Raw genomic sequence first — 17410 nt, forward strand, 5'->3', positions numbered from 1 at the left:
TCAGCGTGTCAGTGGAATGACATGAACAGTGTAAAGCTTACTGTGTGATTTGCCAATAGCGCTGAAATTCTTCAGCAGACCAGTGTCCTTTCTGTAAAGCAGTTTGGAATGCGGGTCTGCTTTTTATTTGTTTTAAATATTGGGTGAGTGCTGGATAGTCGCTAAATTTTGCATGCGCAAATTCACAGGCTAGTAATGGAAACCATAGTAAAATATCAGCACTGCTGAATTTATCTCCAGCCAGCCATGTGTGCTGCATGAAATGGCGATTCAGCATTTGTAGTTGTTGATCCAGCTCAGGGTTTAAATAAGCACGATTAAAGGCAACTTTAAAGGCAAGGCTAATAAAGCGAACTGGCCAAGGCGTTTGTTGTGCGATTTGCGTAAAGACCTGTTTTAACGCCAAGTTAGGCATGAAGCTGGCATCGGCAAAGTTTTTATAAAAGCAATAATGCCAATAATCTGGATCTGATGGCAAAACCACAAGTTTTTGTTCGAGCTGGCAGAGGTATTCAGCAATGGCGCTACTTTCGCTTAGCGACTGTATTTTTCCTTGTTTTTTGATCTGCAGAGTTGGGAATTTCATCTCTGCTTGAGGCGCATTTTGATCACAAATAATCAGTTCATAATTTGGGTTTAATTCTTCTAATAGCCAAACAATGCGTTGAGAGCGGGAATTAGGTAAATGAAATAATGTGATCTGCATAGTTCTTATATTGGTGTGGAGTTTTATGTGGGTATGGAATGAAGCACTTTGAGTATCTTTATCTTATGCTGTATGGCCAGTGGATGGCAATTTTTTATAAATGCATTGGCAATAAAAAAGCCCAAGTCGTAATGCTTGAGCTTTTTCATAAGATGTTGCCATCTTGAATATGGCGTCCCTACGGGGATTCGAACCCCGGTTACCGCCGTGAAAGGGCGATGTCCTAGGCCTCTAGACGATAGGGACAGTACAGAAAGCAAATTTTAAAACCGTTAATTAAAGTCTAAGTTTTTAGACTAAATAATGGCGTCCCTACGGGGATTCGAACCCCGGTTACCGCCGTGAAAGGGCGATGTCCTAGGCCTCTAGACGATAGGGACTTAATAAAATGTACTTCTGAAAATTGGCGTCCCTACGGGGATTCGAACCCCGGTTACCGCCGTGAAAGGGCGATGTCCTAGGCCTCTAGACGATAGGGACGTTTCAGAGGTGGGCGTATAATAGGGTGAAAACAGGGGGGTGTCAAACGCATTTGAAGAAATAATTTCAGTTTTATGTGCTGAGTGCATAAATTTAAAACAATCTTGTAAGAATATGGGAAAAATACATTGTTTTGGGTTAATTTGTGAGCGAATTTAGGATGGCATGAATTACTTCTGGATGCTGTAAATAGCCAGCAATATCGTGTGGGTGTTCAATAGATGTACGAATCTCACGATTTAAAATAGAGGGGCTGAAATCAAAAGGTGATTTTTGTAGTGCTAAAGCTGCTAAAAAATCATCATGCGAATAAAAGTTAATCCAATCTCCTTTGAGTGAAGTAGGTCGCTGAATGGGTTGAGGTAAACGCTTTTGAATGGTTTGAAATGCAAGCGGGCAGCCTAAAGTAATCAAACTGCGGATGTTCATTTCTGGGTGTTCGAGCAGGTAGTGATAGGCAATAACCGAACCCAATGAATGCGCGACAATAATATTCGGTTTGCTGTCATGCAGTTGCTGATGAATGCGTAAATGTACAGCGTGCATAAAATGACTATTGGATAAGTATAAATCTGTTTCAACTAAAAACTTATGCAAGAGTGTGGTGTGTAGTTTAGGAAAATCATTCATCCATAATGCAAAGTGATGTAAGGCATAATCTTTGCGGAGCGCACTAAATTGATGAAATTTTGTGTGAAAATTTGGCTGTGGCTGTTTGGGTTGAATAATTGGTTGTAATGGTGTTTTGATTGTAGACGTTGCTGTGTTTGGTTTCTTTTGTCCATAGGTATTGAGATGTAAAAAGGGAAGATGTGGCCAGGTTTGAGGCAGAAGTGTGCTGGCACTAAGTACATTACTGAGATGATAACGTGAGAGTAAATCACCATAAAATGGCATGCGAAAATGTCGTTTTAAGTAGGTGAATGCAACCTGTTGCGGTGTTTGATTGAGTGCTTGTTTAAGCAAGCTGAGCCAGCGCTTTTCAATCGATTACGCTGTTTCATGCTGCTGGTTCATCCCGTGAATAAAAATAATATTCATCAGTCATTCTCAAGGATATGAGTGCTATTTTAGTTTTAGTATAGATAAAAAAAGAGCAGCCTAGGCTGCTCTAATTTGCTGCTGAATTGTCAGCAAGAATGATACTTACGATGCATTTTTATTGTGATAAAACGCATAGTAGCTTGCATAACATGCAGCAATAAATGCCAAACAGCCAAAGAAGCTGATGCGCATTGTTGGATCAAACACCATACTGATACAAGTAATGAAGCAGAAAATAAAACCTAGAATCGGCACGATTGGGAACAACGGTGCAGCAAAACCAAGTTCTGATTTTGTATGACCATCTTTATACCACTGACGACGGAAGTTGAACTGACTTAAGCAGATACTCATCCATACAACCACCATGGTAAATGCAGCAATACCCAGTAAGTTAGTGAAAATGGTTTCAGGTGCAAATTGCTCAGAGAGCAAACCAGGCATACCACCAATCATGGTCACAATAACCGCGACGTAAGGAATACCACGTGAATTAACTTTCGAAAATACAGCGGGCAATTGCTTGTTATAAGACAGTGACCACATCATACGAGATGCTGCAAATAAGCCAGAATTGGCTGCTGACAATAGCGCAGTGATAATCACAAAGCGGATAACGTCTTCAGCGTATGGAATACCAATATGCTGGAATACGGTTACAAACGGTGAGCTACTCACTCCATTGTTGCCTAGACCGGCTTCTTGGTGTGGCAATAGGCAGGTAACGACTACAATGGTACCCACAAAGAAAATTAACAAGCGGAAAATTGCTGTGTTAATGGCTTTAGGTACGTTTTTAGCAGGGTCTTTGGTTTCACCAGCAGCAACACCAATCAATTCCGTACCAGAGAATGCGAAGTTCACAATTAACATGGTGGTAAAGATTGGGAAGAGGCCTTCTGGGAACCAGCCTTGAGCGGTTAGGTTATTAAACAGTGGTGCTGTTTCTTGACCTTGGTAGCCAAGCACACCAAAAATAGCCAATAAACCAAGCAAAATAAACGCCACAACAGTAACGACTTTAATTAAAGCGAGCCAGAATTCAGATTCTGCAAACCATTTGGTTGAAATCATATTTAAGATAAATACAAAAGCACCAAAGATCAGTGTCCACATCCACATGGAACTGTCTGGGAACCATTCTTGCATGAGCAATGCCGCTGCCGTAAATTCTGTTCCAAGCGTGACTGACCACGTGAGCCAGTATAACCATGTGATGGTATAACCCGTGCCCGGTCCAATATAGCGTTTGGCATAAGCACCAAATGAGCCAGACTCAGGCATGTGTACAGCCAGCTCGCCTAAGCAGAGCATGACCATATAGGCGATAATACCGCCTAAAAAGTAAGAGATGATGGCACCTACAGGCCCCGTTTGTGCAATGACTTCACCCGACCCTAAAAATAGGCCTGTTCCGATTGCGCCACCAAGCGAAATCATGACCAGATGTCGAGTACTCATAGCGCGTTTTAAAGGCGCAGAATTGCCCTGATGCGAAGCATCATTCGGAGATGAGTGCATAGGAAGACATTAAAATATCAAGAGAATGAAGCGAGCTATTGTAGTGAAAAATTGCAAATCTGCAACGAAATAATAGTAATTTTGAATAAGTGCTGATCAGGTGCGATCAAGATATGGCGTCCCTACGGGGATTCGAACCCCGGTTACCGCCGTGAAAGGGCGATGTCCTAGGCCTCTAGACGATAGGGACGTTGTGAGGTGATGCGTATATTATGGAGTTTTTAAAAAGCTGTCAAACTGGAATTGCGGTAATTTTTAAAATATTGAATTGTTTGATTAAAAAATGAAGGGTATTGAAAAGAATAAGAAAATATTGGCGATAAAAAACGCAGTGAGAACACTGCGTTTAAGTCAAAACCAATCCATTGAGGTATTAATGCTTAATTTTTGTTGTGATATAACCAATAATAACTTGCATAACAGGCAGCCATAAACAGTAGACAGCCAATAAAGCCTGAAAGCATTTCAGGGTCGGCAGCCATACTTAAACCTGTTGCGGTACAGCACACAAAACCAAGGATGGGTACTAAAGGGAACCAAGGCGTTTGAAATTTAAGCTCAGCAACGCTATGACCTTGCTTTAACCACTGGCGGCGGAAGTTAAATTGACTCCAGCAAATACTCATCCACACAATCACCATTGTAAAGGCTGCAACACCCATCAAGTTTTTAAAGATGACATCGGCACCAAATTGCTCGGAAAGTAAACCCGGTAAGCCACCAATCATCGTTACCCAAATGGCAACAACGGGCACACCAGCTTTATTCACTTTGGCAAATACACGAGGCAGTTGCTTTTGAGCGGAAAGTGCCCACATCATACGTGAAGCCGCGTATAAACCTGAGTTAGCCGTAGAAAGCAGTGCGGTAATAATCACGAAGCGAATAATATCTTCAGCATAAGGAATGCCCATGTGCTGGAACACAGATACAAAAGGACTACTACTTAAGCCACCATGACCGCCAACGTTTAAGCCTGCATCGGTATAGGTAAGTAATGAGCTAATAACGATAATGGTACCCACAAAGAAAATAATCAAACGCCATACCGCAGCATGAATCGCCTTGGGTACGTTCTTTTCAGGGTTCTCGGTTTCGCCTGCAGCAATACCAATCATTTCTATACCATTAAAGGCAAAGTTCACAATCAGTAATGTGGCAAAGAGTGGAAATAAACCATTCGGTAGCCAGCCATGCTCCGTTAAGTTGTTAAACATAGGGGCTGAGCTATAACCATCAAATGGAATAAAGCCAAAAATACATGAAAAGCCCAGTAAGATGAACACCAGTACAGTGGCAACTTTGACCATTGAAAGCCAAAATTCAGACTCTGCAAAAGCACGTGTTGAGCTTAGATTAGAAATGAGCACGCCCGCTGCGAAGATGAGCGTCCAAAGCCAAATGGAGGTTTGTGGAAACCATTCCTGCACCAATATCGCGGCTGCGGTAAATTCTGTACCTAAGGTTGCTGACCAGCCCAGCCAGTACATCCATGAGACCATGTAACCTGTACCTGGGCCAATATAGTTTGTTGCAAATGCACCAAATGAACCTGACACAGGAAGGTGTACGGCCAATTCACCTAAGCACAGCATTACCATGTAGGCAATCAGACCACCAATAATGTAGGCCAATACAGCGCCTAAAGGACCAGCTTGTGAAATTACTTCACCAGAACCCATAAACAAGCCAGTACCAATAGCGCCACCAAGTGAAAGCATAATGAGATGGCGAGTGGTCATCGCGCGTTTTAAGGAGGGTGAATCCCCACTTGCAGGAGTCTGCGAAGAATCAGAAGGAGTTGTCATACAATAACTTAGATTTGAAAAATATATTTTATATTTTCATTGTGTGAAAAATCACATATATCGTTATTTTCAAATAAAAGCCGTAAATAGATTTATAAAATAGATACATTTGCAGCCGTTGATTTGGCTGCAAGAAAGACAATCAGAATTAAATTTAGTGCTGATCTTGAGGATGAGAAACTTGCTGTTCGGACGAATTTGTTGCAGGTTGTTGGCTGTTGTTGGAAACAACAAACAAATACAAAGCCGCTGGAAATAAAATAAGCAGAACCAATAAAATTTTCTTAAGCATGTTGAGTACAATTAAATATCTTAGCGAAATTATAAATCAAAATGCGATGACTGTAAGTGTGAAAGTCGCTTTCATACTTACAGTGTTATGGCAGGCTTAATTTTGCTTCTTTTCTTGTAGAAACTGGTAGAGTTCAGGGTGTTTACTTGCAAAATTACGTTCTTCTATCAGGGTATATGTCTTTGCATTAGGGTGAATACCCGCTTGCATTAATTTTTTTACGAGGCTGATTGATGGATTGCGGCCTTGAATATTACTGTTAATTAAATTGTCGCTATTGCCTGCATAACCAATGCCAATACTGAGCAGGTAGTCTGAAACTTCTTCAAGTCCCCATGCAATGGCATTGGACTGTAAATTAAATTTTTCTTCATAGGGGCCGAATTTATACATGCCTTCGCTTTGAAAAAAGTCTTCAGCTTGTAAAAACTTGAGCTTATGAATCATTTCAGTTTGATCAATTTTTCCTTCGGCATCTTTTAATTGGCCGTTAATTATCCTAAAAGATATTTTGCCATTTAAGGGTTTACAGTTGGCTGTAAATAAGCGTTTGGTTTGTTCAACAGTTGTACCCGTTAAGGCCAATTCACAGAGTTTCTTTTTTTCATCATCAGGCATTTTACTTTTGGCAATGGTGCCATTTTCAAAGTCACGAACAATGGCCTCCCAGCCGTAGGTATAAGCTACCTTGTAGTAACGTGTCGCTTCTTCGCTCAGTTTTTTTGCTTTTCCAGAGGGGGCTACTGACTGCTGCGCTGAATCATTTGAGTGATTTTCAGTTTTATCTGAAGTATCTGCTGTTATGGATTCTCGTTGCGTCGTGCCAACTTTAGGAATTTGGTCTGGGGTCGTGTGCGTATTTGAATTTGGTCGAAAGAAGTAAACAATCAGGCTGATACCGAATATGCAAATTCCGAGCAGTAAAATTATTTTTTTCATTTTTTCGTCTATTTAAAAATGAATCAAGCGCGTTTTGAGGCGCGCTTGATGGAAGGAATATTAGAATTTATACGTCACGTCAGCAATAAAACGGCGTCCTTCTTCAGAATAAAGTTTGCCATCATCTTTCACGTTCTTATTTTGTTTAAAACGTTCGAAACCGTTAAGCCGAAGGTCATGCTTTGCTGTGGTGTAATTTTCCAGTCATAGGTCGCGCGGGCATCCCAAGTAAATTTGCTGGCAAAATCTTCTTCTTCCATAACTGAAATATCTATGCCATCCCACGATACTTTATCACCCGTTGCGACGTAGTTTGTTGAAGCAGAACGGAAGTTTAAAAAGTTATGCAGGGTAAACGGTAGCGCTGTCCCTTTCATTTCCCAGTTTAAACGCGCTGTAAATGGTGCATCTTTCACTGGAAGCTGACTTTTTGGAATAATGGAACCGTTTAAAGACACATAGGCGTTACGCGAGTCAGTATCCATATCTTTATATGAACCGCGTGTAGTTTCATTTTCAATATAGCTTAAGCCGAGCGCAAGTTTATGCTGTGTCTGGCCAATGTCCCACGGGTTAATGTTGCTGACTGTAAATGTATAGGTATCAGCTTGACCGCCGTCAACATTGGCATAAGTGCGGTAGTCTAAGGCTTGCGTGCCAGCCGCTGTGGTTTTGTAAATACGGGTTTCTTCAATTCGGTCTTCAAATTGACGATTTACCCATTTTAAATTCAAATCTAAATTTTTGATTTGGCTGCTTACTGCAAACACTTTTTCATCGCTATACGGTGTTTTGACATCCGTTGCGCGAACTGCTGCAGCTTGTGAGCTTGGATAAGTGGTCACCCAGCCGTAATTATTGCTTTCATCCCAATTTGAGTCATAACTTGCAGAACGGGATAAATTCGCATAAGTCGTGTAGGTTTTTTCATCGAGCTCAGTCATGAGGAAGACATTGCCGTAGTAACGGTTAAAGCCCGCTGTAAATTTAAGCGTATCGTTTGAAAATTGTAGGTATTCGAAAGTCGAGCGTGGTGCAATGTTGAGATTTGATCCCAAAGAATCATAATCTGCACGTAAACCTAAACGTGCTCGGAAGTTCTGCCAGCTCATGTCGTCTTCAGCAAAAACATGCCACTGGTCTTGGCGGGCAGTAAATTTACCTGCATTGTAAAATGTACCTGAGCGTGAGTACTGACCTGTCCAAGATTCCCAAGGCTTGGTTGAGCTTGGGCGGTACTGTAAATCGGCTTCATCACATTGAGCATCGCCAACTGCACAAGCTGCCGTACCTAAATTTGCACGTGTGGTGTATAAAGCCATCGCGTCAGGGCGTTCCCATGAGCCTTCATTATGCTGATAGCCTGCGCCAGTTTTAAAACGATGCGTGGTATTGGCCAATTTAATCGGATCGAAAATGGCTTTTAAGTCATAAGACAGGGTTGATTGCTGGTTAATAATATTGCCACCAAAACCGCCTTCAGTCAGAGTGTCACCATCTTTTGATCCTGGTACCCAATCTTTTGAACCCGCTGCATAGTTCCACGAGGTCGAACTATTGCTTTTTAAGCGTCGGTCTAGCTCAGTCGTGCGATAGTTTAGGTTTTGTTCGAGCTGTAAGGCATTGAATTTATTCTTGGTATTAAAAAATAAAGTGTCGGTAATGGTATCAATTGTATAGTCGGAGTTGATCTTATTTTTATAATAGCCTTCTTTGTCGTATTCGTAGTGTTCAACACCAAATTGATAAGCTTGCTGATCATCAGGATTAAAATAAGCTGTGAATCCAGCATTGTTATTCACTTCTTGGGTTTTAATCTTGTCGTTTTCACCCAAACCACTCATGACAGGAATACGTGAACCACGTGTTGCACCAAAGGCGTTAAATCCCCAAGTTTCACTGAAGCGCCCGTAGACATTGGCGCTGATACCTTGTGTGGTGTATTCCTTATGATGTTCCGTATCTTGATCTTCAAAAGCTACTTCTTCTGCATCATTGACATAATTAAAGCGGGACCAAGCAGAATTAGTGTAGTCATAGCTGATAGAGCCATGCAATTTGCCAATTTCAGATTTAGGCGTACAGGTTTTGGCAGAAATTACACCACCCTGAAAATCGCCATGCTCAGCGCTGGCATTACTATCAATGACCTCAAGTTCACAAATTAAGTCTGTATTGATGTTGGCGGTTTGAGCATTGCTCGGAGCGCCATAATAATTTGAATCTGCGCTTTCACCAACAGGGTCAAAGGTGTTTGATGTATTGACGCCGTTTACCGTAAATTTATTGGCAAAGTTTGGTGCACCATTAATTGAGATTTTTTCTGGTGCAAGAGAGGCTTGATTACCACTACTATAAGCTTCGCGGTCAAACTGAACATTGGTGTGAGTCTTTAAAAAGTCACTGATACTTTTTTTGCCATTCGGCATCTCTTTAAGCTGTTCTTGATTGTATTTTGCTGTACCGACTTCTTTATGTTGATCTGCTTCAACTACAATCGTATTCATTTGAATTTCGATTGGAGAGGGACTAGTTTCCGCCGAAAATACCTGTGCAGATGGAAGTGCAATAAACATAGCAACATAGAGGGAAGAGTGACAAAAGCGCATAGAGAGTGACGGTGTGAAACGTAATGCAAGCGATTATCATTAACTTAATGAAATTAATCAATAAAATGAGAATTATTTTCAATTCAAGAAAGCGATTTTATTAAAATAAAAAACCAATCAATAGATTGATCGGTGTGAATTTAATTAGAGATTTTACAGAGAATAGATATGGCGTCCCTACGGGGATTCGAACCCCGGTTACCGCCGTGAAAGGGCGATGTCCTAGGCCTCTAGACGATAGGGACGTTGCGAGGTAGAGCGAATATTAGAGATGTTTCCGATGAAAGTCAAAATAATTTCTTTATTATTCAATGCAATTGCTTTTTTCTTGAACATTTCTAAGTTGATGATTCAATAAATACTGTAGGCCTCTTTCATTAATAATTTAAGTACCACTAAATGATCATTTTTTGATTTTTAAAAGAACGCTCGTATTACATGGTTTGGAATTGGCTAAAGGTAGATATTTACCTAAATATGAAAAGAGATGAAGAATATGGAGTGATTCTTCATCTTAAGGATTTTAGAATTTAAAGGTTACGTCTGCGACCACTTGGCGTCCAATTTCTGAATACAATTTAGAGCCTGCAACATATAAATTATTTCGGTTGGTCAAGTTGTTTATGGTCAGACCGAAAATAGCTGAGCGGTCTTTATTAATCTTGTGCTCATAGGTGGTACGCATATCCCAGCTAAAACGAGGTTTCACATCTTGAAGCACATACGTATCCAGTTTAACGCCTTCATGAATCACTTTGTCATTTGAGCTGAGCACTTGCTCAAAGCTGTCTTTATAACTGAAGAAGTTAGAAATCGTGAGCGGGAGATGGTCAAAATGCATATCCCATTTTATACGTGCAGTAATGGGCTGATTAAAGTTTGATGCTGGACGGTCGGAATAATGAATAATTTTTCCATTATAAGAAACCAATTCTTCCATGTCTGCTTCATTATAGTCTTCCGTATAATCCGGTGTACCGCGGAAAGTTTGGCTGTAATTTATGGCTAAGCCTAAGTTATGATGAGTTCCTTTAACTTGAAGTGGTTCAAGGGTATCTATGCCCAAAGTTACGGTATTGTTCTTTCCGTAGCCATTGTTACCAAATTCAAATGATCGATTGAATCCACCACCCACTGAAATGCTACTTCGGTTACGCGAGATTTCGTCTTTATACTGGCGATTCACCCATTTTAACGCGATATTGGTGTTTTTATATTGGCTAGCGACACCTAAAATAAATTCATCTGCATAAGGTGTTTTTAAGTCAGATTTGCGGGTAGCACTCACATTATAGTTTTGCTGTTCAGTCCACGCGGCATTTTGATCCTCACGTGAGATTTTAAAGTCTAAGCCCATTAATGCTTGACGTAAATCGGTGATGTAGGTGGGTGCACTATAGTAACGATTCCAACCAGTAGTCAGCTCTAGGGTTGGATTGTAAAAGGGTTGATAACTAAATCGAGTTCGTGGCGCAATATTTAAATTATTATTTGACTGGTCATAATCGGCGCGGACGCCAAAGCGCGCTTTAAGCTTATTCCAGTGAATATCATCTTCAGCAAATAAGTAGGCTTGCTGGTATGTACCTTGGAATGTACCTGCTTTATAAAGCGATCCACTACCAAAATATTGGCCATTATAAATTGTAGGTACTTTAGCATTGATAAATGTGCTTGTTGTTGCCTCATCACAAAATAAATCATCAGCTTGGCATTGGCCACCATCGAGATCATATAGATTTTTAGCCACGCCTGAGGTCACGCCGTAAAAGGTCATGTAGTCTTTGGTACGCTCCCATTTAACGTCATTGCGGTTGTAGCCTAAACCGGCACTGATGTGATGCGCAGTTGAAGCAAAATTGATGACATTAAAGATACTTTCTAATTCATAGTTGAAGCTATGTTGGGCTAAATCAATACTTGCATTCGATGAACCTTCCATAGCTTTTGAGCTCGGATCAGACCAATTTTTGGAGTCAGGCGCGTATAGCCAATTGATACCGTAGTTTTTGTCAGCCAGTCTCGAATTATCAATTTGCTGATAATTAATTTTTTGAGTGACCTTGGCCAGATCATATATTTTACTGTGCTGCGCGAAAATTAAAGCAGATTCGTTATGGGTATTATGGTGAGAATTGATGCGTTTTTCTGCGTAGCCATTACTTTCTGAATTACCCAAAGTCAGACCAAATTTCATTGAAGTGAAAGGGTCAGGATCATAGAAAAAAGTCCCGCCTAAATTTTGATTTATCTTCTTTTGATCAATCATTTTCGGGCTGTCTAAACCACTGAGCACATTAATATTTGATTGTCGGTGCGAGGCAAATAAATTAATGCCACTATGTTCTGAGAGCTTGCTGTAAATATTGGTACTTAAACCTTGGCGGGTATATTGTTTTTGGTTTTCTTGTGAAGACTCGCCATCAAACAGGCCTTTATCTGCATCTGTTTTTAGGTGATAGGAAACCCAGTCACTACTGGTATAGTCATAAGAAATACTGCCATGAATTTTGCCAATTTCAGAGGTTGGTGCACAGGTGTCTGCTGAAATGACGCCACCCGTAAATCCACCATGCTTGGCGCTGATATTGCTGTCGAGTAACTCCAAATTACACAGTAAGTCCGTATTAAGTGCAACGCCTTGAGAGCCTGCGTCAATACCGCCATAGATACTTGTCCCTGCACCGACTGGATCTAAAATATTGGTATTGCTCACCCCATTAATCATAAATTTATTTTGAAATGATTGTGCGCCGTGAATTGAAATTTCGCTGGGTTTTAAATTGGCTTGTGTGCCTGCAGCTAAATGATTATTACTAAATTGAACATTTGGATTCACTTTTAAAAAATCTGTAATGCTTTTTGAGCTGTTGGCTGTGCGTTGAAGATCTTGCTGGTTATACGTGCTTCTTCCAATCTCGGGTGCCGCTTTGGCCTTTACCACGATGGTGGTGAATTTTAAATATTCATCATCTGAAGGAATTGGACTTTCTAGATTTGTTTCAGCCCAAAGATTTGAGCTGAGGATGCTACATACAGCGAGCGTTAAAGTAGAAGGAGCAAATCGCATAATAAAATTTAGTAATTGAAAAAAAAATGATTATCATTACATGTTGGTGTAATATCAATGCAATTGAGAATTATTTGCATCAATAAAGGTGTATTTAAGTCAAAAAATAAACAAATAAATTAGAGGAAGCAGAAAATAGCGTCCCTGCGCGGGAGGGGCTTAAAACATATTAGATAATTTTAAGTCGGGCAGGGACGTATAGCGTGGCGCGGAAGCTTATTGTTCCGATACCAATGTGTCGAGCAAATGTGGTCCGAGTTTATTTAAAATAAAGCAGAACAATTCAGCCGTTTTTTGCGTGTCATACAGTGCAGAATGTGCTTCTTTACCATCGAATTCGATACCCGCTTGAATGCATGATTTAGCCAAAACAGTTTGACCAAACATAACAGCGCTTAACGTAACGGTGTCGAACACAGAAAAGCTATGAAATGGATTTTGATTTTTAGTGCCTGTACGAGCAATGGCAGCTTGTACAAAACCTAAGTCAAAATGTGCATTGTGTCCTACCAATACAGCGTGGGTGCAGTTTTGCTTGCGGCGCACTTCATTGACAGCTTTAAATATACGCTTAAGCGCAGATTTTTCGTCTTCAGCCATGGCCATACGCATGGGATTGAAAGGATCAATACCAATAAAGTCCAATGATCTGCGGTCTAGGTTTGCACCTTCAAACGGATTGATATGCGCGTGGTGCGCTTCGCCCGGTACAAATTTGCCCTCTGCATCATACACAATAGGTATGGCTGCAATTTCCAGTAAGGCATCAGTCTGTGCATTAAATCCTGCGGTTTCGACATCGACAACAACAGGCAAGAATCCACGGAAACGCTGACCAATTACTGGTAGAGTTTCATCAGTCACACTTTTCTCCATTGGATGGTTTTACCCGCATACAACGGAATAATTTTTTCACCATCCAAATAGTCAAAACTTTCAGGGATCACTTGATCTTCTTTTACCAATGTAATGGTATTGGTATTACGTGGCAGGCCATAGAAGTCCGCGCCGAAGTGGCTTGCAAAACCTTCTAAACGGTCAATTTTGCCGACTTGATCAAATGCTTGAGCGTATAGCTCAATTGCGGTAGGTGCACTATAACATCCTGCACAGCCACATGCATTTTCTTTAGCATTTTTTGAGTGTGGCGCGCTGTCTGTACCCAAGAAGAATTTAGGATTACCACTTGTAGCCACTTCAAGGAGTGTTTGCTGGTGCGTTTGGCGTTTTAAAATAGGCAAGCAGTAGAAATGAGGCTTAATCCCACCCACAAGCATGTCATTACGGTTAAATAATAAATGTTGTGGTGTGATGGTCGCTGCTACATTACGGTCTTGTTCCAATACAAAATTGGCTGCTTCGCTAGTCGTGATGTGTTCTAGTACTAATTTTAGTTTCGGGAACTGTTTTAATAGCGGAGAAAGGACTTCATCTAAGAAGCGCTTTTCGCGGTCAAAAATATCAACGTGGTTATGGGTCACTTCACCGTGTAGGAGTAATGGAACTTGATGTTCTTCCATTTGCTCAATTACACCGTAGACTTTAGAAATGTCGCTTACGCCACTGTCAGAGTTTGTGGTAGCGCCAGCAGGGTAGAGCTTAATCGCGTTAACAAATTCTGAATCTTTAATTTTTTTGACTTCAGCAGGTGAAGTGTTGTTGGTGAAGTACAACACCATACGAGGGTCAAAGTGAACACCTTCAGGAACATGCGCCATGATACGTTCGCGGTATGCATTGGCTTCTTCTACAGTCTTAACGGGTGGAACAAGGTTTGGCATACAAATCGCGCGAGAAAACTGCTGCGCTAAATCTGGAACTGTTCGTTTTAATGCTAAACCATCACGTAAATGCGCGTGCCAATCATCTGGCTGCAGAAGAGTAATCGTATTCAAGGCAAATTCAAACTTGGAAATAAAACAGATGATAATGCAAAAAGTGTGAAAATGGTAACGGGAATTAAAGACAAATGGTGTGATTTTTATAAATAAAATGACAATTATGTGTTATTTTGACATGAATAAAAAAACAACATGTATGCTTGGAAATGGAATACAAGTATCACCTTGCAAAGCTGCAATACGACAAAGAAAAAGTTGAAGAGTTGATTGCTCAGCAAAGCAGCAGCATTGGACGCGTGTTTCCACAAAAAATGGAGCATGAGTTCTGGCAAAAAAACCTAGAGCGGGCCCGTAAGCATATTGAAAGAAACTTATGGTCTGGGGTTTTGGTTTATTTTTTATTTGTTGTGGTCATGGTGCCCACAGATTATTGGATTGTAGATCCGAATTATTTTAAGCATGATTTTTCTCAATGTTTGTTGGGTTTATTAAATGGTGCGATGAGTCTTCTCGGCCTTTATTTTTTTTCTACACAGAAGAAATTAAAGCCCTATTTTAAAATTGCATCGATGGTTGTGTTTTTTTGGACTATTGTCTCAATGTCTTGGCTCACGTTTACGGTACAAACGGAAGACTTGAAGCATCAGGCTTTAGTTATTATCTGCGTTATTTATATTCTGGCTTATATACTAACGGGTATACGTCCCTTGCACATGCTGGCGATTGGGGTACTGGCCGCCATTTGTTCTGTGGTGATTTTGGTATTATCCATTGAAATTAACATCTTATTATTGGCACGTGTGCTTATTGGTGCGAGCTTTTTAGGCTTTGTCATTAGTCACATGATCTTTGCACGTGAGCGAATGATTTATTTATATACTGCGCGCGCTAAAATTAGTGAACAAATCCATCGTATACATAACACAGAGCTTTTACATTTAAGTCAGCACGATGAGCTCACACAGATCTCTAATCGTCGTACTTTTGATGAAATGCTGCATAATTTCTATACGCAATCTCGTGCGGATGAATCACCCCTTGCAGTGCTATTTATTGATGTTGATCATTTTAAAAACTATAACGACTTCTACGGCCACCAAAAAGGCGATGATGTTATTTCGGCAATTGCGCTGAATATTAAAAACGCCATTCGTCACATGGACTTTGTTGCACGTTATGGAGGCGAAGAGTTTGTCGTGCTTTTACCTGAAACAGATGCACATGGTGCTTATGCAGTGGCATCTAATATTTATAAAGCAATTGATCGTTTAGAAATTCCACATGAAAAATCATTGGTCTCTAATCGAATTACCATTAGTTTAGGTATTACGGTATATCGCGGAGAAGAGATGAGCCAAGACGATCTTTTGAGTATTGCTGATCAGGCACTTTACCGTGCGAAGCAACTGGGGCGTAATCAAATTTATTATCAATCTATCCGTTCAGTCACGTTAACTTCTTAGATATAGTCGGGCTGTAAATGCCATTAAAGTGAATCAAGCTGAATTGAATTATCTCTTTAAAATAAAAAACCGCGCTCAAGGCGCGGTTTTTTTAGACTGAACTAAAACTTAGTTTTTGTCTTTAAGTTGTGGAACAGCAGAAGCTGTACCCACTGCAAGTAAACCTGCACCTGTGTAGATACCCAATTTTGCACGAGTATCAGTGATGTCGAGGTTACGCATAGTCAATTGACCAATACGATCCATTGGAGAGAACATTGAATCGCCTTTTTCCATCGTTAAGCGTTCAGCTTCGTAGGTAAGGTTTTCAGATTCAGTGTTCATGATGGTGTAATCATTACCACGACGAAGTTCTAAAGTCACTGTGCCAGTTACAGCTTTAGCAACCCAACGCTGTGCAGTTTCACGAAGCATAAGCGCTTGAGAATCGAACCAGCGGCCTTGGTAAAGAAGACGGCCTAAACGTAAACCATTGATACGGTATTGTTCGATTGTGTCTTCGTTATGAATACCTGTCACAAGACGCTCGTAAGCGATGTGAAGAAGCGCCATGCCCGGAGCTTCGTAGATACCACGAGATTTCGCTTCGATGATACGGTTTTCAATTTGATCCGACATACCTAGACCATGACGGCCACCGATACGGTTTGCTTCAAGAATAAATTCTACTGGATCTTCGATACGTTTGCCGTTGATTGCAACAGGGAAGCCTTCTTCAAAAGTAATTGATACTTCTTCAGGAGCGATTGCAACGTCTTCTTTCCAGAACGCAACGCCCATGATTGGATCAACAATTTTGATACCCGCGTTAAGGTATTCAAGATCTTTCGCTTCGTGCGTAGCACCTAGCATGTTTGAGTCAGTTGAATACGCTTTTTCTTTTGACATTTTATAGTCAAAACCATTGTCGATCAGGAACTGTGACATTTCTGCACGGCCGCCTAATTCGTCAATGAAAGTTTGGTCTAACCAAGGCTTATAAATTTTAAGTGCAGGGTTAGTCAACAAACCATAACGGTAGAAACGCTCAATGTCGTTGCCTTTGTAAGTAGAGCCGTCACCCCAAATGTTAACGTTATCTTCTTTCATTGCTGTAACAAGCATCGTACCTGTTACTGCACGGCCTAGTGGCGTAGTGTTGAAATATGGAACACCGCCAGTCGAGATGTGGAACGCGCCACATTGAATCGCTGCAATACCTTCTAATGCAAGCTGCAAACGGCAGTCGATTAGACGAGCTTTTACTGCGCCGTAAGCTTCAGCTTTACGCGGAATCGCATCATAGTCATCTTCATCAGGCTGACCTAGGTTTGCTGTGTAAGCATACGGTTCAGCGCCTTTTTGTTTCATCCACAATAAAGCAGCTGAAGTATCTAGACCACCAGAAAAGGCAATACCAACTTTTTTGCCTACTGGGACATTCTGCAAGATAGTTGCATTATCAGACATTGTTAATCCTAACGATATTAATATAGGCACCTAGAGTGGGTGGCCCGAGAGAATATAGATTTCTTTAATTGTAGCACTTTTAGCGCTAAATTTTTTCAAAAAAAATTGCACTGAAAAAAATTAATAGATTAAAAAGCTAAATTTAATCGGTTCTGATTATGGCTGTGCTTTGGATTGTTATTACTTTA

General features: G+C 40.7%; 12 protein-coding genes and 5 tRNA genes. 1 reads left to right on the forward strand and 16 read right to left on the reverse strand.

The window, feature by feature from the left end; all coding sequences use genetic code 11:
• Positions 1-37: 37 nt before the first annotated feature.
• The 15 genes from DYI81_RS14880 to pyrC form a co-directional block, all read right to left on the reverse strand.
• Positions 38-706, reverse strand: a complete 669-nt coding sequence (locus DYI81_RS14880) for a glutathione S-transferase (protein ID WP_117007970.1) — start codon at positions 704-706, stop codon at positions 38-40.
• A gap of 170 nt (positions 707-876) precedes the next feature.
• Positions 877-952, reverse strand: a tRNA-Glu gene (locus DYI81_RS14885).
• A 58-nt stretch (positions 953-1010) separates the two neighbouring features.
• Positions 1011-1086 (reverse strand) — tRNA-Glu (locus DYI81_RS14890).
• A gap of 24 nt (positions 1087-1110) precedes the next feature.
• Positions 1111-1186: transfer RNA gene (locus DYI81_RS14895), tRNA-Glu, on the reverse strand.
• A 138-nt stretch (positions 1187-1324) separates the two neighbouring features.
• Positions 1325-2173 (reverse strand): alpha/beta hydrolase, encoded by an 849-nt coding sequence (locus DYI81_RS14900; RefSeq protein ID WP_227865950.1) that lies wholly within the window; start codon positions 2171-2173, stop codon positions 1325-1327.
• Between the two features lie 159 nt (positions 2174-2332).
• Positions 2333-3751 carry an amino acid permease gene (locus DYI81_RS14905; RefSeq protein WP_117007971.1) on the reverse strand — a complete coding sequence of 473 codons (1419 nt, stop codon included), beginning with the start codon at positions 3749-3751 and terminating at the stop codon, positions 2333-2335.
• A 114-nt stretch (positions 3752-3865) separates the two neighbouring features.
• A tRNA-Glu gene (locus DYI81_RS14910) sits at positions 3866-3941 on the reverse strand.
• 190 nt (positions 3942-4131) lie between these two features.
• Positions 4132-5559 carry an amino acid permease gene (locus DYI81_RS14915; protein ID WP_117007972.1) on the reverse strand — a complete coding sequence of 476 codons (1428 nt, stop codon included), beginning with the start codon at positions 5557-5559 and terminating at the stop codon, positions 4132-4134.
• A gap of 154 nt (positions 5560-5713) precedes the next feature.
• A complete protein-coding gene (locus DYI81_RS17985) occupies positions 5714-5851 on the reverse strand; it encodes a hypothetical protein (RefSeq protein ID WP_165382509.1) in 138 nt (45 codons plus the stop codon).
• 96 nt (positions 5852-5947) lie between these two features.
• Positions 5948-6790 (reverse strand): hypothetical protein, encoded by an 843-nt coding sequence (locus DYI81_RS14920; protein WP_117007973.1) that lies wholly within the window; start codon positions 6788-6790, stop codon positions 5948-5950.
• 128 nt (positions 6791-6918) lie between these two features.
• Positions 6919-9297 (reverse strand): Plug domain-containing protein, encoded by a 2379-nt coding sequence (locus tag DYI81_RS14925; RefSeq protein ID WP_171356370.1) that lies wholly within the window; start codon positions 9295-9297, stop codon positions 6919-6921.
• A gap of 271 nt (positions 9298-9568) precedes the next feature.
• Positions 9569-9644, reverse strand: a tRNA-Glu gene (locus tag DYI81_RS14930).
• A 278-nt stretch (positions 9645-9922) separates the two neighbouring features.
• The gene (locus DYI81_RS14935) at positions 9923-12469 is read right to left on the reverse strand and encodes a TonB-dependent receptor (protein ID WP_117007975.1); all 2547 of its coding nucleotides are present in this window, start codon (positions 12467-12469) and stop codon (positions 9923-9925) included.
• 216 nt (positions 12470-12685) lie between these two features.
• Entirely contained in the window at positions 12686-13345 is a 660-nt protein-coding gene (gene rnt / locus DYI81_RS14940) for a ribonuclease T (RefSeq protein WP_117007976.1), read from the reverse strand.
• Positions 13330-14364 (reverse strand): dihydroorotase, encoded by a 1035-nt coding sequence (pyrC, locus tag DYI81_RS14945; protein ID WP_106985852.1) that lies wholly within the window; start codon positions 14362-14364, stop codon positions 13330-13332. Before pyrC ends, rnt begins: the two co-directional genes overlap by 16 nt.
• A 152-nt stretch (positions 14365-14516) precedes the next feature.
• Here pyrC and DYI81_RS14950 point away from each other — a divergent pair, with 152 nt between their 5' ends.
• Entirely contained in the window at positions 14517-15773 is a 1257-nt protein-coding gene (locus tag DYI81_RS14950; RefSeq protein ID WP_106985853.1) for a GGDEF domain-containing protein, read from the forward strand.
• A gap of 108 nt (positions 15774-15881) precedes the next feature.
• On the opposite strand, the gene argG is transcribed toward DYI81_RS14950, so the two are convergent.
• Positions 15882-17222: an argininosuccinate synthase gene (gene argG, locus DYI81_RS14955; protein ID WP_117007977.1), complete on the reverse strand. Its 1341-nt coding sequence runs from the start codon at positions 17220-17222 to the stop codon at positions 15882-15884.
• Positions 17223-17410 lie beyond the last annotated feature (188 nt).

The organism is Acinetobacter sp. SWAC5, from assembly GCF_003419885.1.
In the GTDB taxonomy this organism is placed as follows: Bacteria; Pseudomonadota; Gammaproteobacteria; order Pseudomonadales; family Moraxellaceae; genus Acinetobacter; species Acinetobacter cumulans.